Here is a 23,493-nt window from a genome sequence, read left to right on the forward strand (position 1 = left end):
AAATCCCCTTTCTTAATAAAAAAAAGAGGCTCAGCGAGCCTCTTCATGCAATCTTACCTACAATATCTCTCTGATGTTTTAAAACTATTCATTTCATCTCAAAAAACCGGCGCTATAAAAGCTCCAGCTAGTAAAATAAAAGAAATAAGTTGTGTTTGCATTCGTCGTTTGTATCATGTTCATTTCCTCGCAAACTTCATCATCGTTTAAGACATTATAGAATTCATTACCTCTGCTGTCAATAGTAATCGACATATTCAGCTATTTTGCGAAATCTATTACCAACCTAGCCGTGGTATCATTGTTCGCTCCAAGTGCAAAAACCTTATACCCCACGTCAGTTCCAATGTTAAATTCTATGCTAACTGAATCACTAGAAACACTCGGTGACTTCATACCTATTAGCAAGCCTCCTGAAAAGTCCGGTAAATTAGAGGTAACTTGTTTGACACCATTCAAGGTTACTAAAATTCCTTCACTACTGCGCTTCACCTGGTATGGCCCTACGGTATCCGTCTTTTCCCCATCCATAGCAATTTCTAGTACTAACCGATTGGTTGTAGCTGAGTAGCGTATCTCTTGAACCTCATCTCCACCACCACTTGCTCCACCAGAAAAACTTTTGTCCAAAGTAAAGCCATCTAGTAATCCAGAACTAGCCACTGGTTTTTCCTCATCCTGGGCTGGCTCTTCTTGGGCAGGTTCTTCTTGGGTGGGTTCCTGCGTTTGGCTCGAAGTATCAATCTTGCTATAATCGTCTACCAACCATTCCCCATCAACTTTTTCCAATTCATATAACCAACGGTAAGTTACAATACTAACTTCCCCACTTCTGTTCTTTTTGAACTTCTCATATGCCTCAACGCTGGCTTTATTCCCATCAACTTCCACATTGCTTAATTCCAATTCGAGAAGTTCTTCCTTTAATCCAGAAACATTGGCATTGGCCAAGCGGCTGTATGCTACACTGCCAGGATTCAAGTAGTTGAATACCCCACTTGCTGTGGTGTTAACATACTCAATCCAGGCCTCGTCAAAGTCACGAATAGTCTGTACTACTGCTTGTTTTTCGGCAGTGATGTCAGCCGTTCCCTCAGAATCAGTCGCATCCTCCGGATTCTGTGGTTCTGAGGATTCTGATGGTACCACGCTTGCTCCATCAATTTTCTGAGCAAAATACCCAAAATCAAACTTCCACTCATCTCCAAAAAGGCGGAATTGATTTTCTTCAAAATACTCTTTCGACTCAGCCGTACCTTCTAAAATCAGTTTCACCGCTCCAATGTTTCCCGTAATCGCGGATGATTCTACCGACTCCACTTGCATATCACTATACTGAGTATAATAACTAAAAACAGAAAGATCTTCTTCCAAGGATGTTTCATCACCTTCATAATTGCCAAAATAAATTTGATCATAATCAGCAAGTTCGGTCGGATCTACATCATGAACTTCTTCAAAAAAGAGGATAGCACTTGATTCTAGTGCTTCAGTCTGTTCATCGACAGCTACAATTTCCGGTTCTGCTCCTCCGGAAAAAAGCTTCACACCAAGGAATACTAGGGCCGTCAATGCAATTACCGATAAACATATAATGAGGATCCTCTTTAAAAAGCCTTTTTCTTCATCGTAAATCAAATACTCATCCTCAGACTCATCCTCTTCATAATAGTCATCATTTTGCTTCCACCGCTTGATTGGTTCTTGGTTGCTAATGGTCTCGTCTACACCATACTCCTCTTCTTCCTCATCTTCTTCCTCAAACTCATCTTCTTCATCCTCAAACTCATCCTCTTCATCATCTCCGTACACATCATTTTTTCCAAATGCACCGGCAAACAAAGATAACAAGCCTTTTTTCTTTGGTTTTTCTTCTAATATATCCTCTTCATATCCATCCATCAGTGAATCTTCTTCCAAGTCATCTTCCTCAAAATCTTCCTGGTAGTCTTCACGTTCATCAGGTTCTTCATCTTGTACACGATTAAACCGTTGCCGCAAGTCCTCCAGCGTGCCACGCGCTTCTTTTTCAGCGCCCACAGATTCCACACTGATATTTTCTTCAACATATTCATCATCACTCTTCATCCAGTGAAGAAGCTTTTTGGGGATAAAGTTGCTCTCAGTCTTTGGCTGCTTTTCTTCTAAATCATTCGGTTCATCCATTTCGTATCCACAATTCGGACAGTAATCTGCGTCATCCCGAACGACACCTCCGCAGTTTTCACAAAATCTTGGCATTTCTTCGTCCCTCCTAGTAACTATTTTGCAATAGCAAATTTACAAAAGCTAAATCGAGTGGTATAATTTGTATAAAGTTGATTATATCTATTGTCATTATATAATCTTTCCTTATATTATTCTATATTATACTCAAGAAAATTTAAAGAATATTGGTGATGACCATGTTTTATGGAAGAGAACGGGAAATAAGGTATTTAGAGCAAAACTTCAACAAAGAGGGTGCCTCTTTGCTGGCTCTTTATGGCAAACGCCGTACCGGTAAAACGGAACTCCTAAAACAATTCTGCAAAGGTAAAAGCCATACTTTCTATGTATGCCGTGAAACCACAGACGGCGAACAAATTCGTCTATTCTCACGGAAGGTTTTAGAAGAATCCCCTCTGAAAAACTACATTCATGAATTTCAAGACTGGGAAACAGCCTTCTCTTTTCTATTAGACAATAACTTTGGGAAAAAAGTAGTTGTCATTGATGAATTCCCTTACATGGTACAAAATAATCCTGAAATCCCGTCCATCCTGCAGAACGTTTGGGATGCAAAAAGTGCAGCAAGTAATGTAATGATTGTACTTACTGGTTCAGCGATGACATATATGGAACAAGAAATTTTGGCAGGAGATAAACCGTTGTTCGGAAGAACCGATGGCAGCTATGTCCTAGATGAACTTAGCTACACCGCCTCTCTATCACTACTAGGCCAAAATAATCTATGGGCAAAAGAAGCGTATGGAATACTTGGTGGCGTACCACGTTACCTTCAATACTTTTCTTCTACTAAAAATACAGAGGATAACATTAAAGATAGCCTGCTCAGTAAGGGAAGTGCCTTGTACAACGAAGTAGACTACCTGATGAAGCAAGATCTTAGAGAACCATCTACCTACTATACCATACTGGAAGCTTTAGCGAACGGTTTCACCAGGATTGGTGAGATAAGCAAACAGACGGGTTTAGATCGCACAAAAATCAATGTTTATCTTAAGAACCTGCAGAACTATAAGGTCGTAACAAAACAACAACCGTTATCCCTAGAGCCACAGACAAAGGCACATAACAGCAGGTATCTTATCAATAATAATTATTTTCGCTTCTATTTCCGATTTATGTATCCAAATTATTCTTGGTTAGAAGAAGGAGAACAAGATCGGATTTATGACAATAAAATCAAACCCAACTTGCCCCATTTCCTCAAAGGCAGTCTGATTCCGGCAGCCAAGGAAACACTACTAGCATTGCAAAAAAGCCGGAGCCTACAACTAGACATCGATCGCATCGGGCCATATTGGGATAAAAACACCTCGTTTGACTTACTTGCTTACGGTACAGCGCACAACATTTTAGCCGTAGAATTGGTAACAGATCCTTCTGGAGCAAACTTGAACGACTTACAAAACCTACGTGACCGCGTCGCCTTGCTGAAATCTGACGGCGTGGATAAACTTTATTGTTTGTTTTCTCTTTATGGGTTTGATGCCACATTAAAGCAGATGAGCGAACTGGATCAATCGATTCTATTACTAACTATTTAAAAGGAGGTCTCATGGCAGTTTTTTCGTTTCCATCAAAAAAGCAAAGTAAATTAGTTGAACTGCTCAACACCAGAGAAGGTTTCGAGTACCTAAAAGCCATGACGGCTGAAAACATGCTCGTAGAAGCTGATCGTCTTTTACAAGCAGGTAAAAGAGACAAGGCTCTAACACTTATCCGTAAGGCAAAAGAAAAGATGTTGCTTAACAACGATACCGAGATAGACTTGCTCTTGAAAGTACCCAAGCTCTTACAACGAGCTGAGCGTAAAAATGAAGCCTGGATGTTTCTTTTAAAAATTAAAGAGTACTTCTACCAGCGTTGTGATGGCAATAATATTCCCTCTTACATGGTAATGACTACAGAAAGTGCCATCAGCAATGGAATGAGTGAATTCTTGCGCATTGAGAAAAAGTTGGGATATAGCTTTTACATGAACATTAAAAGCTACCTGGAAGATACTACCGCTACCTTCTATTTGATGAATGCCTATATGCAAAAAGAAATCTGCGAAAAAAATCCACAGATTAAACAAGCATATATTCAAGCTAGAAAGCAATCGGAAGCCTACATGAACATCAAGATTTCCGACAGTTATATTAAGAATATTGTATTTGCACATCTAGTGCGAATTAAGAAAAGAGATCAGTTGCCTGAAGTTTTGGCCTTGGTAAAAGAAACAATTAGTCACATACCAAAAATTGATTATATTAAATTAGAAGAAGATTTACTAGAAATTATGCAATAGGCCTTGCCTGTTGCTTCAAATTCAATCACTCACCTAAATAAAGGGGCCGGATATCCGGCCCCTTTATTATTACCTGTCAAATTTTCCTTCATCGTACCAAAACAATTCATCTAGTGTTTTATCTAGAGCATAACAAATTCTAAGACATAATTTTAAGCTAGGATTGTACTTTCCAGCCTCAATTAAACCAATTGTCTGTCTTGTAACACTCGCCTTATCAGCCAAAGCAACTTGAGAATATCCCTTTTGCTTTCTTGCAGTTCTAACGCGATCATTTGGTGCCATAATTATTCCCCCTTTTTATTTATTCTCCCTGTGCACCTTATTATATACATTGCTCACCAAAGACACAACATTTTTTGCAAAGGAACAAAAATATTTCTAAATATTTATCAATAATCTCTCGATTTTTTGTAATATTCGACCTTTTTAAATAGCATAATCGCCACAGCATCAGAGAAAGTTCTTGAGATTTCTTTCACTTAAAGGGTTTCCACCTCTGTATATAGGTGTTATAATTAATTTGAAATTTCCGATATGGAGGTACGCTATGCGTAGTAAAAAACTTGAAGGCCTTGTAGAACAAGGCTTTATCACTGAGTCACAAGCTCAATACTTAGAAGAGGCAATCGCCCGCAAAGAAACCATTATCATCTCCGGCCATAGAGGTCACGGTCTGACACAGCTCTTCGGTAGCCTGTTGATGTCCATCGACAAAGAAACCACCAGCTTTAAGCAGGTTCGTAAACCTGAGTCAGATTTCGATACTGATGCTGATTATTTCATCATCGGTGACCTGAAGGATGTCGATTGGGAAGCAATGCTGACCAAAGTCGTTCTGAAAGATGGAGCTAACATGATGGTCATGAAAGCACCTGAGTATACTTATTCCATAATGAAAATCCTGCGTGATGCCGCCAAACAAGGCGATATTACTGGTAAGGTTTTCCAAACTGTGGAATGCAAAAAAATTGGTGAAGAGAAAAAAGTTGCCAAAATTACCAAAACCATTGTTAATGAAAATGGTAAAGCAGTACGTAAAAACTTTGAAGGTTAATAATAAAGAAGCACGCTCCCAAGGGAGCGTGCTTCTTTATTATCTTCCCTCTTATTCAATCTAAACATCGAAAGGCTTCTCGATTTTCTTTCCTGATACATAGCGAGCCCGTATATTTTCTTCCTTACCCACATATAGAAATTTTTCCACTCTCTCTTGAACACTCAATTCATTGATCAAGTAATCGCTATCGTCGATAACCAAGAAATCAGCCTCATAGCCTGGTTCTAAACTCCCGTGTTTGCCAAAAAATGCGCCCCCTGCTTTGGTGCCCAGATAGAAGGCCTCTTGTGTAGATAAGTAATCTCCCGGTGTAGCATTATGTACTGCAAGCATTTTAGACAATTGCATGCTTAGCACCATAACCTTCGCTATATTAATTTCATTGCCTCCACTAATATCCGAACCCAGAGCTACTTTAACACCCAAATCAAGATATCTTTTTACTGGCATGATTCCACTAATCAAATTGGCATTAGAAAACGGACAATGTATCGCCATGACATCGGAATTAAGCAACAGTTCTAATTCTTCATCATTGCAATAAATGCAATGCCCCATTAAGGTAGGTTGTGAACCAAATAACTTAAACCTCTCATAGACATGCGCGTAGCTATTGCTATCTGGATGCAAAGAGCATACCCATTGGATTTCAGCCTGATTCTCATCCAAATGGCTTTGAACTGGTATATTGTATTCTTCAGCCAATTCACCCAAGCCTTTCATCAGTTTAGCTGTACAGGTTGGAACAAACCGAGGAGTAATGATGGGCTTTACTCGCTCAGATTTCTTGTAATTATTTTCAATAAAATGTTTCGTTTCTCGAATTGACTCATCCGTAGTCTCCACATAGAAATCTGGAGAATTGCGGTCCATATTCACCTTTCCCACAAAGGAATACAAGCCTGAATCAATCAGTAGCTCAAACAATCTAGTACTGGCTTTTTCATGAATGCTCCCAAAGATACAACTATACAGGGAGCCTACCGACCATAACTTGTTAATCAGCTTCTTATAGACTTTCTCGGCATAATCTACTTCAACATATTTAGCCTCTTCAGGAAACGTGTATCTTTTTAACCACTCCAACAGTTCCATATCTGTTCCTAGACCCACGTTGGGAAATTGGGGTGCATGAAGGTGCATATCTGCAAATCCAGGTATGATTAGCTTTCTTTCAAATTCCAGAAAACAATCTGATTCACGCATTTCTGGTTTTTCAGTAGAAAAACCCACAATTGTCCCATCTTCGACAATCATGTAGCTGCCTTTTAGAGTGCTCATCTCGGTAATCTTCTTGCTATATGCAAAATCCCCATGAACTATTGTTCTCATTTAAGTCCTCCATCCTTTCCACTTATGCCTATTCTAGAGTAATACCTAAAATCCTTCTTGAATATGTAAATTTGTTTATATGTCTAACATCTACGTACTCGTTTTTCAACATGATGCGAATGCAGGGTGGATCCAACACCTATTTTCCTAACACTATTATGGAGGCTTTCGCTCTATTTTAACAAAAAGAAAGGCACAACGCCCATTGTGTTGTACCCTCTCTTTGTTAAAGATTATCCATATATGAATTCTCATTCAATTCATTTTTTCTGCTGCCAAACATTTTGCTTAACTGTTCCAGTTTTCCAAAAATGAGTTAATTCTGTGCTCGATGCCATCCTGAATAGTCTGCAGATTCTTTTGAGCTTGTCCCCGGTCTTGATTCCAAGAGCTAATGTATGCTTTCAGTTTAGGTTCCGTTCCACTCGGTCTTACTGCAAACCAGCTGCCGTTCTTCAGTTTATATTGTAAAACATTAGATTTGTCATAGCCCTCTAGATCCTCCATGAAATCGATGGTACGAATGACCTCTAATTCATCCTGATAGGTTAAGGGATTGGTTCGTACATCTTGCATCAAGGCTTCCATCTGTGCCTTACCTTCCTGCCCTTCAAGATAGATATTCATAGTGTCTTCCATATAGTAGCCATACTCCAGATATAGTTCTTCTAGGCGTTCTAATAAATTTTGGCCACGATTCATATAATAGCCAGCCATTTCTGCCACGAGTACAGAAGTCCCAATACCATCCTTATCCCGAAGATAAGAACCCGGCAGATAACCTATGCTTTCTTCAAACGCAAACAATACTTGCACGTTTTTATCCACCAATTGCTGCACCTTATCACCGATAAACTTAAAGCCAGTCAAAGTGTTTTCTACGCCCAATCCATGTTTCTTAGCGATGTCGGACGGAAAGTCACTCGTTACTACACTTTTCACGATTGAAGCTGGTTTATCTACCTTGCGGTGAGCAATAAGATAGTCTACCATCAACGCACCCATTTGGTTGCCGGTGAGTACCCTATACCCGCTATTTGTGCGCACGACAACACCCAATCGATCCGCATCCGGGTCTGTTGCTAAAAGGAGATCTGCCCCGGTCCTTTCCCCTTGCGCTAAAAGGAGTTTTAAGGCTTCCGGTTCCTCCGGATTTGGTTTTTTGGTAGTCGGAAAATCTCCATCTGGAACAAACTGTTCCGCAACTACTTCCACCTGATAGCCAAGATCTGTCAAAATATTTCGTGTAAACTCGCCACCAACACCATGTAATGGAGTATACAAGATTTTAAGATTGTGATTGACTGGTCCCTGGTGTAAATTCTTCACCGTTTGAATAAAGGCATCATCCAAAGTAGCATCCGCTACTGAAACCAAGCGGTCCTCTGCATCATACTGTATTTGTTCATAATCCTTAATATTGTCAATTTCATCGAACACAGCATCCGCCTCACTAGGAGAAAGCTGACAGCCAAGTCCATTATAGGCCTTATACCCATTATACTCAGGTGGATTGTGACTTGCTGTGAGCATCAGCCCACCCATCGCTTTACTTTCCATGATGACATAGGACAATTGAGGTGTAGAACGGTAGTCTGCAAACAATTTGGCCGGAATCCCATTGCCACTGAATACACGGGCTGCTTCCCATGCAAACTCTCTCGAAAAATGGCGGCAATCGAAGGCCAAATATACACCGTTTTCAATCCGGTCTGCATACGCTTTCTTGAGAAATGACGCGTATCCCTGCGTGACCTTTCTAACAACGTGTACATTCATCCGATTGGTACCCAATCCCCGGATACCTCTTAAACCTGCCGTTCCGAACTCAAGGTCTCGGTAAAAACGTTCCTCTATCTCTTCTTCGCTTAAACTTCTCAGTTCATCTTTTTCTTGTTCACTTAAGAATGCCCCTTTAAGCCAATCTTGGAACTTCTTATGATAATCCATGGTTATTCCTCCTGTGGTTAAACTATCCTTCATATGGTTGGTAAGTAGGTACTACACGTTTTAAGGCTTCTCTTATATGAGCGGCATCTACATTCACCACTGATTTTAGCAGTTCCAAATCTGCGTCAAGTTCTTCCCGGCTTTTAACGATGGGTTTCCCAATAAATATCTTATCATTTTGAGTCTTCTCGATACCCTCATCCGCCAGTAATAGTTCCTCATAAAGCTTTTCACCAGGTCTAAGACCTGTAAAAATGATATCTATTTCCTCATATGGCTCATACCCCGACAGCTTAATTAGGTCTTCTGCAAGCTTTAATATTTTGACCGGTTCACCCATATCTAGTACGAATACTTCTCCACCCTTTGCAATGGTTCCTGTTTCCAAAACCAATTGAACCGCTTCCTTGATGGTCATAAAGTATCGAATAATATTGGAATCCGTCACTGTAACCGGACCACCTGCTGCAATTTGTTTTCGAAACAATGGTATCACACTACCATTCGATCCCAATACATTTCCAAAGCGCACCGCAACAAATTCCGTCTTGCTTTGCGCATTAAAAGTCTGCACAATCATCTCAGCAATTCGCTTACTAGCGCCCATAACATTGGTCGGGTTAACCGCCTTGTCAGTGGAAATCATCAGGAATCGTTCCGTACCCCTTTCATGTGCCGTTTGAGCTAAATTATAGGTACCCATAACATTGTTCAAGATGGCTTCTCGTGGATTGTCTTCCATTAAGGGCACATGTTTATGGGCTGCCGCGTGAAAAACCACATCCACGGGATGCTTGTCAAACAGTGCCTTTAGGCAATGCTTGTCTCGTACGGACCCAATCTGCACGCATAAATTCAGTTCTGGAAATTCCTTAAGCAATTCATTTTGTATGTCGTATGCACTATTTTCATAAATGTCAAAAATAATTAGTTCTTTCGGCTCAAAAGCTGCCACCTGCCGACATAGCTCTGACCCGATGGATCCGCCACCCCCAGTAACCAGAACTGTCTTGTCCCGTAAATAAAGTCGAATGTGTTCATGACTAAGACTAACCGGCTCACGTCCTAGAAGGTCCACCACGTCCACATCACGCAGTTTCTTCATACTTACCTTGCCATCAATCAATTGATGCAATGCAGGTACAATACGCAACCTGGTATGGGTATCCTTGCAAAGTTCCAGCACATCACGCACATCTTTTTGAGAAGCGGCAGGGATAGCGATAATCAATTCTTCGATGTATTCTTCTTTGACTAGCCTTTTAATCTCATAACGGTTTCCTTTTATGGGTACTCCGTAGATTTTCATTCCCAATTTTTCTGGATCATCGTCAACCAATACCACAGGCAATTTCCCCAACTGAGGATTGCGGTTCATCTCCCGAATAACCATAGCACCCGCTTCACCCGCACCAACGACTAAGACTCTTTTCATTTCATCTTTACTAGTCAAATTTAAAGTCAAGGAACGACGAATAATTCGGTACCCAATTCGAAGCCCACCATTAAACACCATAACCAATAAAGCGAATATAAAATACCAACTATGGGGATAACCTACATCAAAAAGAATACTCAGTCCAAAGAGCAGTACCACACCAGTTATGGAGGCCACCACAGTAGAAATCAACTCTTCAACTGAGGCAAACTGCCACAAGCTATTGTACAGTCCATAAAACTGGAATACGAGGAGCATTACCACAGCAATAGCCAAGGATACGAACCAAAAAGTTTCAATAAGCGCTTGGGGAACTCCAGTAGTAAAGCATAATTCCAATGCAGCTCCATGTGCTAAGATAAAGAAAAACATATCAATGATATGAAAATAAATCTTTTTTTGTCTTCCCGTGATGATTTTATTCATTTTACTAATCATACATTTCCTTCCAAGTAATCTATTTGGCGATTTCAAACCCAGTATAACTATACACTATATATTCCTGTGTTGCAATTGTCTTCCTCCATTTTTGAACATAATATGCCTTACGATGCAGGTGGCATCACGTGATATTAGCTTCTTCAGTTTGACTAATTTTGCTAATCTTTATCTACCAGCGGACACGTTATTCAAATCAGGAAAACAAACTCCACGTGCTGCTCCTAGATTCATCTGTATATGAGAAAGATGACTCTTAACAGAATCATCTTTCTCGTCTTCTTCACTTTTCGATAAATTGTCCCTACTGTTTCACAAATTCGAGCAGTTCTGTTTTCTCTTCTTCAATAGAAAACAGAATTTTCATGCAAGATAGAATTTCCTTACAATAATGTAGCTGCAAGCTCCGCCAGTTCCGAACGTTCTCCCTTAATCAAGGTCACATGACCCGCAATATGCTGTTCTTTGAACTGCTCCACTGTGTAGCTAAGCCCATTACTGATACTGTCTATATATGGATGATCAATCTGTTCTGGATCACCGACTAAAATAATCTTAGACTGTTCTCCCACGCGGGATATAATCGTCTTTGCCTCGTGTCGGGTCAGATTCTGTGCTTCATCTATGATGATAAACTGTTTAGGCAAAGAGCGTCCCCGGATATAGGTCAAGGCTTCTATTTCAATACTTTTAGTACCTGCCATCATATTCTCCAATGGATTTTTCTCATCAGCAGAAAACAAGTACTCTAAGTTATCATAAATAGGTTGCATCCAGGGTCTCAATTTTTCATCCTTTTCCCCAGGCAAGAAACCAATATCCCTGCCCATCGGTATCACCGGACGTGCCACCAATAGCTTTACGTAGCGTTTTTCATCAAGAACCTTACTAAGCGCTGTAGCTAGAGCCAATAATGTTTTGCCTGTTCCTGCACGACCAGAGACGGTTACCAAAGAAACTGTATCATCAAGCAATAGCTCAAGTGCCATCTTTTGTTGCACATTTCGGGGATGAATGCCCCAAACTTGGTCTTCTAGGAAAAAGAATGGTTCTAATGTCTTCGCATCACGGCATCGACCGATGGCCGACTTATTACTAGCCTCTTGATCCTTCAAGATAAAAAACTCATGCGGATAGGCCTCCACATCCAGCGCCTTCATATCCAAGCGATGTTCCTTATAGAAACGGTCAATAAGCTCCCCGGGTACGGTAAGTTCTCTAAAGCCAGTATATAGCTTGTCTCTAGAGTCAACGACCTGGTCGTTGCGATAGCTCTCTGCCCGCAGGCCCAATGAGTCCGCCTTAATTCGTACAATCGCATCGTTGCTAACGAGTATGACCGGCGTTTTATCAGCCTTGTTTTGCTCATGTAAAGTGTAGGCAACAGAAATAATCCTATTGTCGTTATTTTGTGCTGGAAAATAGTGGCTCATTCTTTCATTGTTTTGATGGTTCATCTCAACTCTTAGAAGTCCACCTCCAGGGGTTTTCACCCCTATATTCAAAGGTGCTTGTTCACGCAAGAGATCTAGTTTTCGAGAAAATTCTCTGGCATTTCTCCCCACATCATCCATCAGCCGTTTCTTACTATCAATTTCCTCAATCACGACCGAAGAAATAACCACCTCATTATCTGCAAATCCAAAAAAGGCATAGGGATCATTGAGAAAAACATTGGTGTCAAGTACGAATATCTTCTTCATAGGTGCCTCCCTGCTAATACTCGAGCACTTCCTTCATAAGCTGTCTTACTGTGCTGGAACTGATTCCTTTGAAATCTTCTTCTCCTTGTTCAGACTGAACACTTTGGAGCGCAATCACCATTTCTTTTTTTGCAATTATACCTTTTACCTGTTCTAGTTCTTCTCGAATTCCACTGCCTTCCACTGATTTATCTATATCCTGTAACAGCGCCTGACTACTAGGCCAACTCAGTAGCGATGCTATTTCTGCCAATTCACTATGCCCCAATTCATATCTCAGATAAGAACTCATAAAGATTGCCTTTACGAGATTGCATGGCACTTCGGTAAAGGCTGCTATTGAGCAAGATAAGCCGGATAAAAATCCATAACCACTGTTTCGATACAATTTTCCCATATCCAGTGAAAAATTTTGTAAATCCGGATAGTAATCATGGTTCTTATCCAATACTTCCTTCGCAAGAACACCTAGCCGGATAAACATCTCCTCAACATCATTCCCTCTAAGATAAAGTTCAACTAGAGACAATAACATAGACAACAAGTTAGCAACGACAACCTTCTTGGGCAAAGTCGTTAGGTAACGCCAATCGTACGCAACGTATGCTGGTACAAAGTACTCACGTGAAATATTCCGTACCAAGGGTCCAGAAAAATCTAGTGCAAAAGCGCCTGTACTCGATTCGCTACCACCAAATGAAGTTGGAACTGCAATCAAAAGTGGTATTCGACGACCAGCATTTGGATTGTAAAAAAACTCCGACCAAGGATGATTATTGCAGGCCAACAAGCCAATAAGCTTGGCTAGGTCGACAGTTGAGCCACCCCCAATTGCTATCAATGAGTCACAATCGTTCTGGAAATATTGAGCTGTGCCCAGTTTTACATCGTCTAAGGAAATGGGCACAGGATACCCAGAAAAGGTAGCATATTCCAATTCGGCGAGTGCATTGATGATTTCCTGTGTCGTTTCATTCGTAAACACTTGGTCATCTAGCACCAGCAGTGGACGTTCTTTACCCATTTCCTTAAAAACCTGCAGTATGTTCTCAACTACTTTATCATGGAATACGCCAGACAAAGAACGAACTGTCTCTGTCTGATTAGCAGAATCCAAAAAGAAGCTCATTAGTCTTCCTTTCCGAAAGCATTGATGGTCGTCAATTCCTCGAATTCTTTCCTTGGTTTTTCTTCTGGCATATACTGAGCTACCCCAAGTGGCGTAATCCCAATAAGTCGATAATTCTCAGGAACATTACATGCTTTCTTCGCACTTTCTTCATCAACCCAGCCAACAAAACAAGTCCCTAAGCCACGTTCAGCCGCAGCCAACATTAAGGTAGAAAAGACAATGCCCCCATCAACTAAGTAATAGGGTTTTCCATCCAGATTGCCGGAATGCTCTGGATCAGCCAAAACCACAATTACATATGGTGCTTGCGTGATTCCTTTACGTCCTGGATTTCCCTCAGGGATAGCATCAGCTAACTGTTCCTTAATTTTTTGGTCATCTACAAGTACAAAATGCCAACACTGTTGATTTTTCCAAGAAGGTGCTTTCCTTGCAATTTCAATTACTTCCTTAGCAACCTCAAATGGTACTTTATCTTCTGAATATTTACGAATGCTACGTCTGTTACAAATTACGTTTTTCATATGTCTCTCCTTCAGTTAATTTCTAACTTTATTTTATCATAAAACAGAAGATGCGAATCAGATTTATCGATTAGAAATTTCATTCTTTTCAGACTCATTCTCTTTAGCCATATCTTTATTGCACGATTATTTTCAAATCCGAGTAAAAAAAAAACGGACAGCAAATGCTGTCCGCCCATTCCAACGAATCTTTATTTCCCTAGTTCGAATAACCCAACGTTCTAGTGGCAAACAAAGGGTGGTAGGTTGTACTAACAATCTTTATTTGTCTCACACCGACATCCTTAGATGTAAATGGAAACTAGATTCTAGAATTAACCTGAAGGGATTGGGGCATCCTTGGAATGTAGAGTTATTATATCCCCGAGCTGAGAGGCTGTCAAAAAAATAGAAAAGAATTTTTCTTTTTGTCTGAAAAAAACTATAATGAAGATAGAGGTGAACACTATTGTATATATTGACTATTTCTCGCACATTGGGTAGCTATGGAGATGAAATCGCTAAAAAACTTTCGCAGATTCTTAGTATACCCATTATAGATAAAGAGACTACCTACGCCGAATGGCTACCAGAAGTCACCGATGAACATGCTGTGCATATGCTGCGTTCGAGCTATGCCTTTTATCACCATGCCTTCAATCAAGAAGACACCTATAAAGATTACATTGCAAACAGATTGAGAAGCACTTTAAGCACAGGACCTAAGATTTTCTTAGGGATGGGATCTCAAGTGATTTTCAAAGACTACCCAAGCACAGTGCATATTCGCATCAATGCTCCCTTTTCTGTCCGCCTAGAGCGTATGCAGGAAAGTTGGCATCTTTCTACTGACAAAGCTACCGCAAACCTTCTTGAATCTGATTCTAGAAGGAAAAAATTTATCCGCAAGGTACATGGCCAGGACTGGGAAGATGAGTTTCTCTATGACCTTAAAATCAATACCACTAAAATTGGTATCGATGAAAGTTGCAAATTGATTCGCACACTTATCTCCAAAGCAGACCGTCTAAGTCCATATAATGCCGGTCAGCTTTCTTTATTCCAAAATGAGACCTCACGCTATGATTTTCGACATGAGGTAGAAGGAGAGTTTGCAGCTATATTAGATAGTTACGGGATAGACTGGGAATACGAACCGACCACCTTCCCTCTCACCTTCGATGATGAAGGGAATATCACCCAAGCAATCTCACCTGATTTTTATCTCAAGCAAGAAGATACCTATATTGAGCTAACTGTTATGAATCCAAAATACATGGCTGAAAAAAGGCGTAAGGTGGAGCGCCTGCGAGAACTTTATCCTGAAATTAAAGTAATACTGATGGATAAGAAGGGACTTGAATCCTTTATACAACGCTACAAATTGAAAACCCACGTGGAGGCAGACCAATGAATAAACCCAAGGAAGTACTGCTAGAAAAGCGCGTCATAGAAGAACGTATCGAGGCCCTAGCCAAAGAAATCGACACCGATTATGCTGAAGCGAATCCTCTACTCTTAACACTTTTGAAGGGTAGCTTCTATTTCGCCGCAGATTTAAGCAAGCAAATGCAGTCCAAACATAGCATTGATTTTCTTACTGTAGCCCATGACAGTTCTGGCATGTTGGAAATACGATACCCGCCGACCAGTAGTCTTAAAGACCGGCACGTACTACTCATCGAAGATATTATCGATTCCGGACTTACCTTGCACTACATAGTAGATTACGTACAAAAGCAAGGTGCCAAATCCGTGTGGGTCTGTACCTTGCTTGATAATCCTGTTCGTCGCCTAGTTGAACTCCCTATTCGCTATCTGGGGTTTACCATACCAGATGTCTATGTGGTCGGTTATGGGCTAGATGTCAACGAGCACTACCGTAATCTTTCAGATATTCACATTTACGAGCCATAATACATGGCTTGCTCAATCTTCTCGAATACCTGATCCCAACTTCTCTGCTGAGCCAGCATCTGCATACATTCAGTATCTTTTTTTTGAAGCAGCATTCTACGAATTGCTGCTTCAAATCGCGCTTCAAAAAAAGGCAGGTCAGCAGCAATGGGTTCATCCATCCTCTCCATAGCAGGCAACTTCACCAAATCCATATGCCCAGATTCAATAATATCATCACCCAACCAATTACGAACACCAGGTATATCGCTCATAACCACTGATAGTCCTGACCCAAAAGCCTCCAAGGCAACCAAGGGCAAACCTTCAAAATAGGAAGGCAATACAAATACATCACTTTCTCGAAACGCTTCCGCTAGCTCGCATTGGGAGAGTCTTCCTAAAAAGTCCACACCTTCAGGCGCTACTTCTTGCCAATACGCCACATCTCCTGAACCGGCCAAGCTTAGCCGAATATCTAGATCCCGTCTAAGGTGTTCCATAATCCGAAATAAACTTAACAGTCCTTTGGCGCGTGCAAGCTTGCCTGCGTAAATCAATCTTTTGCCTCTTTTCTCCTGCCTAGTTTTTTTCCTAGGACAAAAGAGCTTATCGTCATAACCTATACCACTAACCACGATTTTTTCTAAGGGATATCCATATACTGAGGCAATTTCTTGTTTTTGGAATCTATTGAGCGCAAAAATTCTATCTAGTTTTCGACTAGCCGGCAACACTTTTCCACGCAAATGCTTGTTCTTTCCCATTTGACGTAAATCGCTACCATGACAAATGGCCATGACGGGTATCTCGCTGAAGACTTCCCGCACCTTGGCCGTAAGCAACCATAAATGGTGTGCTATCACTACGTCCGGCTTAAAACCTTCCTTGGCTAGCAAAAGTTGTTGCTCGAAAGACTCCTCCCACGCCAATAATTCTTCCTCATCTAAGGAACCATATGGGGTACTTGGATAGGGCATCTCATCTGACATACCAGGGACAAAAAATGGCAATTTCTCATCACCAAACGTAACCAAATACTCGTCCATCAAAGAAAGGGGCAACTGATCCCCCTTTTCCATCGCTGCAACCAGAGCCTGGTCATGGCCCCGGCTGGCAGCCCAACACATTAAGTTTTTTACATAAATGCCGCTACCTGTATAGTCTGGTTTCTGCGCAATGACATGCAGAATTTTCATCTTCTCACCTAATCTCGCAATGCTTCCAGGACTTGTTCTGCATGTCCCTTCGCCTTGACCTTGTCCCAAATTTTAATAATCTTCCCTTTTTCGTCAATCAAGAATGTCGTTCTCTCAGTACCCATATAGGTCTTGCCATATATTTTCTTCTCACTCCAGACCTCAAAATCATGCATCATATTTAGTTCTGTATCAGCAAGAAGAACAAATGGCAAGCCCAACTTATCAGAAAACTTTTTATGGGATCTAACTGAATCCTTACTGACCCCCACTACTTCTGCACCCAATTGCACTATTTCTTCATAATGGTCGCGGAAACCTTCCGCTTCTTTGGTTCATCCAGAAGTATTATCCTTAGGATAAAAATAGAGAATCAGCTTACGCCCTCTAAAGTCCCCGTCAGTCCACGTCTTTTCTTCACCGTCCATTGTGGTAAAAGATGGTATCTGCGTTCCTTCTTTTAGCATATTATCCTCCTTCAATCCAACGTATTCAGAAGCTCTACGTCTTGCTCCGCCAGCAGGCAAACCACTTGGTCGTTCTCTTTTATATTCAGCCGTTTGGCCGCACTAAAACCTACTGCACTAAGAAGTCTGTCCTGTCCAACCTGAAGTTCAATTTTAACGGATCGGCGTGTGCGATGAACATGCAACACCTTGCCCCAAAAACGATTCCCCCCACAAGCTCCAATCTGTGCGTCCTTCGTTAAAATAAGATTTTCCGGTTTTATGCTAATCGCCACTTGCATATCTTTTCGGTAATTGGCAAGGGAGAAATAGTCCGGTTTAACCACACTCAAGCGTATACCCAAGGCTTCAATAACCAATTCCTTGTAATACTCTTCATCAATAACTTCCAGAATCCTGCCACTAAGATGATTAAATTTTTCACGCACTACCCGACCGTCACGGATTTTCAATACCTTGTCTGCGAGAATTTGTGCCTCGACCGCATTGTGTGTTACGAGAAGCGCCCCGATATTCCACTCTTTCCGAAAATGTTGAAACTCTTTATATAAGCGCTCTTTCGTCTGTACATCTAAGGAAGAAAAAGGTTCATCCAATAGCAAGAAATCTGGTTTGGTCACCAAGGCTCGTGCAAAAGCAACTCTCTGCCTTTGTCCCCCGGAAATCTCTTTTGGATGGCATTTTGCTAATTTTTCAACACCAAAGGTTGCCAAAAGCAGCCTTACTTGTTTTTCATCTCGTACTTTTTGGGCTAAAAATAGATTATCCTCCACACTCATATGAGGAAACAAGGCATAGTCCTGAAATACATAACCCACTTTACGATCCTGGGTCCGCAGATTTACACTTCCCTGATTAAAAAGCTCTCGTCCCTGCAAGATGATATGTCCTGCATCTGGTTGCATCAAACCGGCAACCATTTTTAGTAATGAAGTCTTCCCAGCCCCTGATTCACCAGTAACCGCCAAGACTTCTCGTCCTACCTTGAAGGTACAATCCAAACGAAATTGATGTAATTTCTTCTCTACAGATACTTCTAACATCTTTATCTCCCCTTCCGTTTGGATGTGATGAAATAAATCAATCCCAAGCTGGAAAGTAGCATAAAGCCAAGCAGGATATTGGCCTCCTTATATCTTCCAGCTTCCACAGCAAAATATATGGCTATGGGCACTGTCTGCGTTTTCCCCGGTATGTTTCCAGCAACCATCAAGGTAGCTCCAAATTCACCTAACGCTCTGGCCAGTGCTAGTGCCAGGCCACTAATAAATCCTTGCTTGGCAAGGGGTAATTTGATGCGCCAAAAAATCTTATTTTCCTCAATTCCCAAAGTCCTAGCTGCTTGGATATACTGCTCGTCGATGGCTGTGATGCCACCTTTGAGACTTTGGTACATTAAGGGGAGTCCCACAATAAAAGCAGCAAGTACCGCCGCTCCCCAAGTGAAAATCAAGGATGCATCAAATAAAGCAAATAGAGGCTTTCCCAAAAATCCATGACGACCAAACAGTAACAACAATCCATAACCCAAGATTGTAGGTGGCAATACCATGGGCAACATTATTAATGTCTCAAGAGGCTCCTTACACCGAAAGTCTTTTTCCGTGAATATTCTGACCAAAAGCAAACTAATCCCCACAATCAGAATTAGAGCCAATGATGCTACCTTAAGTGACACCAAAATTGGTTGTAACATAGTTAGTCCTCCAAAGTAAGAAATCCGTGAAGCGTAAAAATATTCTTCGCCTTTTGACTAAACAAAAAGTTATAAAAGTCCTGGGCCTTTTTACTATCTTGTCCTTTTGCAAGCAGGGCTGCTGGATACTGAACCACACCAGATTCTTGTTCGTCATAGGTTTCCATGATATTCACCACATCACTAGTCATAGCATCCGTCCTGTAGACCATACCGAATTCCGCCTCACCACTGCTTACATACGCTAGCACCTGACGCACGTCCTTGCATATCAAAAAGTGCTCTTTTAAATCTTCTTCCAAACCTCTTGCTTGGATTACCTGCAACGCATAGCGCCCGGCTGGCACAAAATCAGGGTCACCAATAGCAAGCAATGCATCCGTATCTGTGACCTCGTTTAGAGTATAGGGCTCTGATTCAGCACTGTAGCCAATGAGCACCACTTGGTTCATTACTAGAACCCTTTGGTGTTCTTCCTCTACCAGTCCTTGATCCACCAAGAGATCCATCTGCTTGGTGGAAGCAGAAAGAAAGATATCCGGATTAGCTCCTTCCTCAATCCCCTTGCGTAAGGTTCCAGAAGAGGCAAAGTTAAGGACAAGCTCTATACCAGTCTCAGACTCATAAAGGTTAGCCACTTCGGTTAGCACATCCTGCAGACTGGCTGCCGCCATAACAAAAATTTCTTCATCGCTTTCTCTAGATTTGCTAACAAGAATTGTCACCAAAAGCAAAACTATAGCCAAAATCAAAGCGACAACTATGTTCTTCTTTTTCATATTCCATACCCCTCTATGTCCAGATTGTATGTACTATGATAGCATGCGTTATACTTGTATGCAAATAACGAAAAGGGCGGAATTCCGCCCTTTTCAAAAATCAGTATTCTGTTCTTTCTTAGCGTATCCCTATATAACAATCTATGTCCATTGACTCCACTCCATCACTAAGAAGGTCCGTCCTTATATAGTTCAAATAAAGCAGAATCCGTACATCGTCGTTCTCCTCCCTATGCACCAAAGCCTCTTGTAGGCTCTGGTATCCTTCTTCTTGCTCCAAATGATAGAGTACCTCACCATAAGACCCTATATCGAATCGGTAGCGTTCTGTCCCGTCTAGTGAGATGACTACCCACTTGCTATCTTCTATGGTTAACGTCAATAGGCCCTGGTTCGTCATCATCTCCTGCTCGTATGGTTTATCCGAGCCATCATAGTAGTGAACAGAGAAATAGGCATCATAGTCAGAAATATCCAAAGAAACCCTATCCTCAGCGAGCCGGAAGTTATAGTACTTCCCTTGGAAATCACTGGTACTGTCCGGTCTAGGAGCACCAAACAGTGCTTCCAAGTCAGAATCTTTTCCCATGCTAATCGTATCTGGCAATCGTTTCAAATCCGTCAGCTCATGGTTTTGTCTAAAATAGTACACGATTTCATAGAGCTGGTTGAGGTCTTCATCCGAAATACGATCCGATACTTGTATGCTGCCGTCAGAACCAAGCATGTTGTTGCGTGTAAGTATCTCATTAAAACGATTATTCTGGCTCCGGATAGATACTGCAAAAGCACTCACGGGGCCTAGTACAGATACTAACATCATCACAGCCAAGGCCATAATCAGCGTAATATTCCATTTAATCTTCCTCAGGTTAAAATAGAGATAGGAAAAAGTAACCCATAGACCAGCTAGTAAAATGAAGTAGCGGTTCTCGGAAAACCCATATTGCCCAATTCTCATAAATATAGCCACGAACATCATGGCCAAAAGTGGAAGAACCAATCGGGGATACCAAGTATTGAAATTCTTGATCCAACTCTTTTCTTCTTGTATTGGAGACAAAACAAATATGGCCAAGGCCCCGATGGCAGATGAAAAAATTACCAAATAGGAAACCATGCCCGATGGCCAATTTCTAGTTATAATAATTTTGAAAAAATAGAGATATAAGACAAGCGAATAAACACTTAATAACGGTAAAACAATATGAGTAAAGATGGTCTGCAATACTTTCCCCAGCTCACTTCTTCCCATATCTTCTGTCAATTTAGGTATGCCTGCCAATAAGAAGGTTGCAGCAAAAACACCAAATACCAAAACCCAAGTATAGGTATAGAAGTCTCCACTCATTTTCTCATACAACAGATTCTCAATAGCAAACAAAATGGCTGTAATGCCTAATCCTAGTACAATGGTATATGCTAATGTCTCGAAAAAGCGAGCCATTAAGCGAATCACATAGAACTCATAACCTTTGCGTTTTACTATATAGGGAATGGTTGTAAAAGCAAATAGCAATGCTCCCATAAGCATAAAATGGCGAATCATGACAGCATCTGTCTCGTAGTGCACCATAACAAAGATGTAATAGAGTACCAAAATACCTATTTGCAAGCCATACGAAATCAGACGTTTAAAAAAAGAAACATCCAATCGTTCCAGAATTGCTTGCGCAGCGATGCTAATGGTCATCCCCAAAAACAGCGTAAGTAAAAGTTTTGTTATTACCTCATAAGCAATATGGTCATATCCTATATTCGATGCAATCCGATAAATAACCAAAATAACCGCAAGGTAACTCATTGCCAATGTCAAAGGATAGCGTTTCCAAGTGTCAATGAATACATCGCCTAGCCTCTCGAAATTATCCTTGCTAAAAATATCCTTTATCTTCATAATTTGATCCCCCTAGGCGCATTGTACAATATACTCACTGCAAGCTCAAGAAATTCTCCTTGGAAATTCCAGTGGCAAATAAACCATTGGAATATTTCGTCGTCTAGATATGGCTTGCAATTCATCTAGTGCATAGTGCCGAATCAGCTCTGCATCCTGACCAGAGCAAACCAATTGTTTTGCCAAAAAAACAACGAAGGACCTCTTCCAGTTTGTATCGATTGGGCGGTAGGTTAACAGAAAAGCCAACAAGCGACCGGCATCTTCTTCCTTTTTTCCTAGGCATGACTCTTCATAGTCTACGAAGCGGATGAAACCAGTTTTCTCATCTAGTATAAAATTGCGTAAATTCATATCTCCCAAGCGGTAACCCGGAGCTAGATCATAAAGTCGCTGAAGTGTATTTTTTATTTGGCTTGCTAATTTTTCAACACCTGCCCCGCTTTTTTCTAATTCAATGTATAGATCTAATAGGTTGCTTCCGGGGATATATTCCATGAGCAGAGCGCCATCCGATTCTTCCAATACTTGCGGACTAGCGGTAGAAAACCTATGCAGATTTTCTTTTTCATTTACTAAAGATTCCTTACTCTGAAATATCTTCAACACTTTTTTCTTCTTGTCCGTATCAAGAACCAAGTACACCTGGTTTTTAATGGAAAAAAACGCCTGGCATACAATTAGTTCTCTCCCATCAAACCCTAGTTGGTCCTTGGTCATTGAACATCATCTCCATTTAGGACAACTTCAATTTTACCATTTTTCCTGTAGCCATCTAATTCACTTACTGAAGAAAGTACAGAATTTCGCACGATACGTTGCACAAAAGGTACCATTTCAATTTCTTGACCATCTACATAAAGACGAACTGCTTTCTTGTCTAAAATGCATTCACCTCTTTTGGCTTCTCCCCTATTAATAGCAGCAAGTAAGCCACGGCAGCCGCCGTGTCCACAAGCATCGCAACAATCTTCAGGGAAGTCCGGTAATTTTTCTACAATTTTTTCCTCTATGAAATCCACCAACTTCTCAAGGTCCTGTTCTACATTAAATACCGGCAGTCCCCGGTACTCAGTCATGGTGTTGCCCAAGCGTCCAGCAAGTGCAATTACCGAATCATCTAAACGTTCATCCACTTCTTGGGTACTGTGGGCACAGATTATTTTCTGCACATTTGCATCTGTCACACCCTCACAGATTAAATAATCACTGTCATACATGCGGAATATTTTTTCCATTGGAAGTTTTCCATTGTACAGCACATCTGTTTCAAAAAATCCCCGAGCTGTTACGATTTCTGCACCAGCTTTTTTGTGTCTATCCGTATTGCTTCCTTCTAAATCTATTTTGAATTCTTCAAAATGAATCTCTTTTACAGAGTCCACTCGGTAGCGACGTTTCGTCAGTTCTCGTATTATTCCTTCGACCGTTGTGGTCTTACCGGACTGGGTTACCCCAAATATGGATAAGATTTTCATATATTA

21 protein-coding genes are annotated in these 23,493 nt (G+C 41.0%); 5 read left to right on the top strand and 16 right to left on the bottom strand.

Going from position 1 to position 23,493, the window contains the following annotated elements:
• Nucleotides 1–261 precede the first annotated feature (261 nt).
• Entirely contained in the window at nucleotides 262–2,241 is a 1,980-nt protein-coding gene (locus JR334_06860) for a zinc ribbon domain-containing protein (protein QRN84708.1), read from the bottom strand.
• Between the two features lie 164 nt (nucleotides 2,242–2,405).
• Here JR334_06860 and JR334_06865 point away from each other — a divergent pair, with 164 nt between their 5' ends.
• Entirely contained in the window at nucleotides 2,406–3,773 is a 1,368-nt protein-coding gene (locus tag JR334_06865) for an ATP-binding protein (GenBank protein QRN84709.1), read from the top strand.
• An 11-nt stretch (nucleotides 3,774–3,784) separates the two neighbouring features.
• Entirely contained in the window at nucleotides 3,785–4,519 is a 735-nt protein-coding gene (locus JR334_06870; GenBank protein ID QRN84710.1) for a hypothetical protein, read from the top strand.
• A gap of 69 nt (nucleotides 4,520–4,588) precedes the next feature.
• Here JR334_06870 and JR334_06875 read toward each other — a convergent pair whose 3' ends face one another.
• Nucleotides 4,589–4,804 carry a helix-turn-helix transcriptional regulator gene (locus JR334_06875; GenBank protein ID QRN84711.1) on the bottom strand — a complete coding sequence of 72 codons (216 nt, stop codon included), beginning with the start codon at nucleotides 4,802–4,804 and terminating at the stop codon, nucleotides 4,589–4,591.
• Nucleotides 4,805–5,069: 265 nt separating this feature from the next.
• Here JR334_06875 and JR334_06880 point away from each other — a divergent pair, with 265 nt between their 5' ends.
• Nucleotides 5,070–5,576 (top strand): hypothetical protein, encoded by a 507-nt coding sequence (locus JR334_06880; protein QRN84712.1) that lies wholly within the window; start codon nucleotides 5,070–5,072, stop codon nucleotides 5,574–5,576.
• A 60-nt stretch (nucleotides 5,577–5,636) separates the two neighbouring features.
• On the opposite strand, the gene JR334_06885 is transcribed toward JR334_06880, so the two are convergent.
• From JR334_06885 to JR334_06910, 6 genes are all read right to left on the bottom strand, one after another.
• Entirely contained in the window at nucleotides 5,637–6,911 is a 1,275-nt protein-coding gene (locus JR334_06885; protein QRN84713.1) for an amidohydrolase family protein, read from the bottom strand.
• Between the two features lie 288 nt (nucleotides 6,912–7,199).
• The gene (locus tag JR334_06890; protein ID QRN84714.1) at nucleotides 7,200–8,861 is read right to left on the bottom strand and encodes a phospho-sugar mutase; all 1,662 of its coding nucleotides are present in this window, start codon (nucleotides 8,859–8,861) and stop codon (nucleotides 7,200–7,202) included.
• Nucleotides 8,862–8,883: 22 nt separating this feature from the next.
• Nucleotides 8,884–10,725, bottom strand: coding sequence for a polysaccharide biosynthesis protein (locus JR334_06895; protein ID QRN86880.1), 1,842 nt, complete (start codon nucleotides 10,723–10,725; stop codon nucleotides 8,884–8,886).
• A gap of 395 nt (nucleotides 10,726–11,120) precedes the next feature.
• Nucleotides 11,121–12,440, bottom strand: coding sequence for a PhoH family protein (locus tag JR334_06900; protein ID QRN84715.1), 1,320 nt, complete (start codon nucleotides 12,438–12,440; stop codon nucleotides 11,121–11,123).
• Nucleotides 12,441–12,453: 13 nt separating this feature from the next.
• A complete protein-coding gene (locus tag JR334_06905; GenBank protein ID QRN84716.1) occupies nucleotides 12,454–13,569 on the bottom strand; it encodes an iron-containing alcohol dehydrogenase in 1,116 nt (371 codons plus the stop codon).
• The gene (locus JR334_06910) at nucleotides 13,569–14,096 is read right to left on the bottom strand and encodes a nitroreductase family protein (protein QRN84717.1); all 528 of its coding nucleotides are present in this window, start codon (nucleotides 14,094–14,096) and stop codon (nucleotides 13,569–13,571) included. Before JR334_06910 ends, JR334_06905 begins: the two co-directional genes overlap by 1 nt.
• Before the next feature lie 457 nt (nucleotides 14,097–14,553).
• Here JR334_06910 and JR334_06915 point away from each other — a divergent pair, with 457 nt between their 5' ends.
• Together JR334_06915 and hpt are read left to right on the top strand one after the other, a co-directional pair.
• Entirely contained in the window at nucleotides 14,554–15,489 is a 936-nt protein-coding gene (locus JR334_06915) for a cytidylate kinase family protein (GenBank protein QRN84718.1), read from the top strand.
• Complete coding sequence (gene hpt / locus JR334_06920) at nucleotides 15,486–15,992, top strand: hypoxanthine phosphoribosyltransferase (protein ID QRN84719.1); 507 nt, start codon at nucleotides 15,486–15,488, stop codon at nucleotides 15,990–15,992. The genes JR334_06915 and hpt overlap by 4 nt, the downstream gene beginning before the upstream one ends.
• On the opposite strand, the gene JR334_06925 is transcribed toward hpt, so the two are convergent.
• The 8 genes from JR334_06925 to JR334_06960 all read right to left on the bottom strand — a co-directional run bounded on the left by JR334_06925 (nucleotide 15,980) and on the right by JR334_06960 (nucleotide 23,487).
• Nucleotides 15,980–17,170: a glycosyltransferase family 4 protein gene (locus tag JR334_06925; GenBank protein ID QRN84720.1), complete on the bottom strand. Its 1,191-nt coding sequence runs from the start codon at nucleotides 17,168–17,170 to the stop codon at nucleotides 15,980–15,982. The genes hpt and JR334_06925 overlap by 13 nt on opposite strands.
• A gap of 8 nt (nucleotides 17,171–17,178) precedes the next feature.
• Entirely contained in the window at nucleotides 17,179–17,637 is a 459-nt protein-coding gene (bcp, locus tag JR334_06930; GenBank protein QRN84721.1) for a thioredoxin-dependent thiol peroxidase, read from the bottom strand.
• Between the two features lie 11 nt (nucleotides 17,638–17,648).
• The gene (locus JR334_06935; protein ID QRN84722.1) at nucleotides 17,649–18,680 is read right to left on the bottom strand and encodes an ATP-binding cassette domain-containing protein; all 1,032 of its coding nucleotides are present in this window, start codon (nucleotides 18,678–18,680) and stop codon (nucleotides 17,649–17,651) included.
• A 2-nt stretch (nucleotides 18,681–18,682) separates the two neighbouring features.
• On the bottom strand, nucleotides 18,683–19,333 hold the full coding sequence (modB, locus tag JR334_06940; GenBank protein QRN84723.1) for a molybdate ABC transporter permease subunit: 651 nt from the start codon (nucleotides 19,331–19,333) through the stop codon (nucleotides 18,683–18,685).
• A gap of 2 nt (nucleotides 19,334–19,335) precedes the next feature.
• The gene (modA, locus tag JR334_06945) at nucleotides 19,336–20,112 is read right to left on the bottom strand and encodes a molybdate ABC transporter substrate-binding protein (protein QRN84724.1); all 777 of its coding nucleotides are present in this window, start codon (nucleotides 20,110–20,112) and stop codon (nucleotides 19,336–19,338) included.
• A 118-nt stretch (nucleotides 20,113–20,230) separates the two neighbouring features.
• Nucleotides 20,231–22,009 (bottom strand): DUF4153 domain-containing protein, encoded by a 1,779-nt coding sequence (locus JR334_06950; protein QRN84725.1) that lies wholly within the window; start codon nucleotides 22,007–22,009, stop codon nucleotides 20,231–20,233.
• Between the two features lie 45 nt (nucleotides 22,010–22,054).
• Complete coding sequence (locus tag JR334_06955; protein ID QRN84726.1) at nucleotides 22,055–22,729, bottom strand: hypothetical protein; 675 nt, start codon at nucleotides 22,727–22,729, stop codon at nucleotides 22,055–22,057.
• Nucleotides 22,726–23,487 carry a molybdopterin-guanine dinucleotide biosynthesis protein MobB gene (locus JR334_06960; GenBank protein QRN84727.1) on the bottom strand — a complete coding sequence of 254 codons (762 nt, stop codon included), beginning with the start codon at nucleotides 23,485–23,487 and terminating at the stop codon, nucleotides 22,726–22,728. Before JR334_06960 ends, JR334_06955 begins: the two co-directional genes overlap by 4 nt.
• Between the last annotated feature and the right edge of the window lie 6 nt (nucleotides 23,488–23,493).

This window comes from Clostridia bacterium (assembly GCA_016887505.1).
In the GTDB taxonomy this organism is placed as follows: Bacteria; Bacillota; TC1; order TC1; family UBA5767; genus UBA5767.

Bases quoted from the DNA above. Each gene is read 5' to 3' on its own strand.
- JR334_06860 (QRN84708.1), bottom strand. From the start codon at position 2,241: ATGCCAAGATTTTGTGAAAACTGCGGAGGTGTCGTTCGGGATGACGCA.
- JR334_06865 (QRN84709.1), top strand. From the start codon at position 2,406: ATGTTTTATGGAAGAGAACGGGAAATAAGGTATTTAGAGCAAAACTTC.
- JR334_06870 (QRN84710.1), top strand. From the start codon at position 3,785: ATGGCAGTTTTTTCGTTTCCATCAAAAAAGCAAAGTAAATTAGTTGAA.
- JR334_06875 (QRN84711.1), bottom strand. From the start codon at position 4,804: ATGGCACCAAATGATCGCGTTAGAACTGCAAGAAAGCAAAAGGGATAT.
- JR334_06880 (QRN84712.1), top strand. From the start codon at position 5,070: ATGCGTAGTAAAAAACTTGAAGGCCTTGTAGAACAAGGCTTTATCACT.
- JR334_06885 (QRN84713.1), bottom strand. From the start codon at position 6,911: ATGAGAACAATAGTTCATGGGGATTTTGCATATAGCAAGAAGATTACC.
- JR334_06890 (QRN84714.1), bottom strand. From the start codon at position 8,861: ATGGATTATCATAAGAAGTTCCAAGATTGGCTTAAAGGGGCATTCTTA.
- JR334_06895 (QRN86880.1), bottom strand. From the start codon at position 10,725: ATGAATAAAATCATCACGGGAAGACAAAAAAAGATTTATTTTCATATC.
- JR334_06900 (QRN84715.1), bottom strand. From the start codon at position 12,440: ATGAAGAAGATATTCGTACTTGACACCAATGTTTTTCTCAATGATCCC.
- JR334_06905 (QRN84716.1), bottom strand. From the start codon at position 13,569: ATGAGCTTCTTTTTGGATTCTGCTAATCAGACAGAGACAGTTCGTTCT.
- JR334_06910 (QRN84717.1), bottom strand. From the start codon at position 14,096: ATGAAAAACGTAATTTGTAACAGACGTAGCATTCGTAAATATTCAGAA.
- hpt (QRN84719.1), top strand. From the start codon at position 15,486: ATGAATAAACCCAAGGAAGTACTGCTAGAAAAGCGCGTCATAGAAGAA.
- JR334_06925 (QRN84720.1), bottom strand. From the start codon at position 17,170: ATGAAAATTCTGCATGTCATTGCGCAGAAACCAGACTATACAGGTAGC.
- JR334_06935 (QRN84722.1), bottom strand. From the start codon at position 18,680: ATGTTAGAAGTATCTGTAGAGAAGAAATTACATCAATTTCGTTTGGAT.
- modB (QRN84723.1), bottom strand. From the start codon at position 19,333: ATGTTACAACCAATTTTGGTGTCACTTAAGGTAGCATCATTGGCTCTA.
- modA (QRN84724.1), bottom strand. From the start codon at position 20,112: ATGAAAAAGAAGAACATAGTTGTCGCTTTGATTTTGGCTATAGTTTTG.
- JR334_06950 (QRN84725.1), bottom strand. From the start codon at position 22,009: ATGAAGATAAAGGATATTTTTAGCAAGGATAATTTCGAGAGGCTAGGC.
- JR334_06955 (QRN84726.1), bottom strand. From the start codon at position 22,729: ATGACCAAGGACCAACTAGGGTTTGATGGGAGAGAACTAATTGTATGC.
- JR334_06960 (QRN84727.1), bottom strand. From the start codon at position 23,487: ATGAAAATCTTATCCATATTTGGGGTAACCCAGTCCGGTAAGACCACA.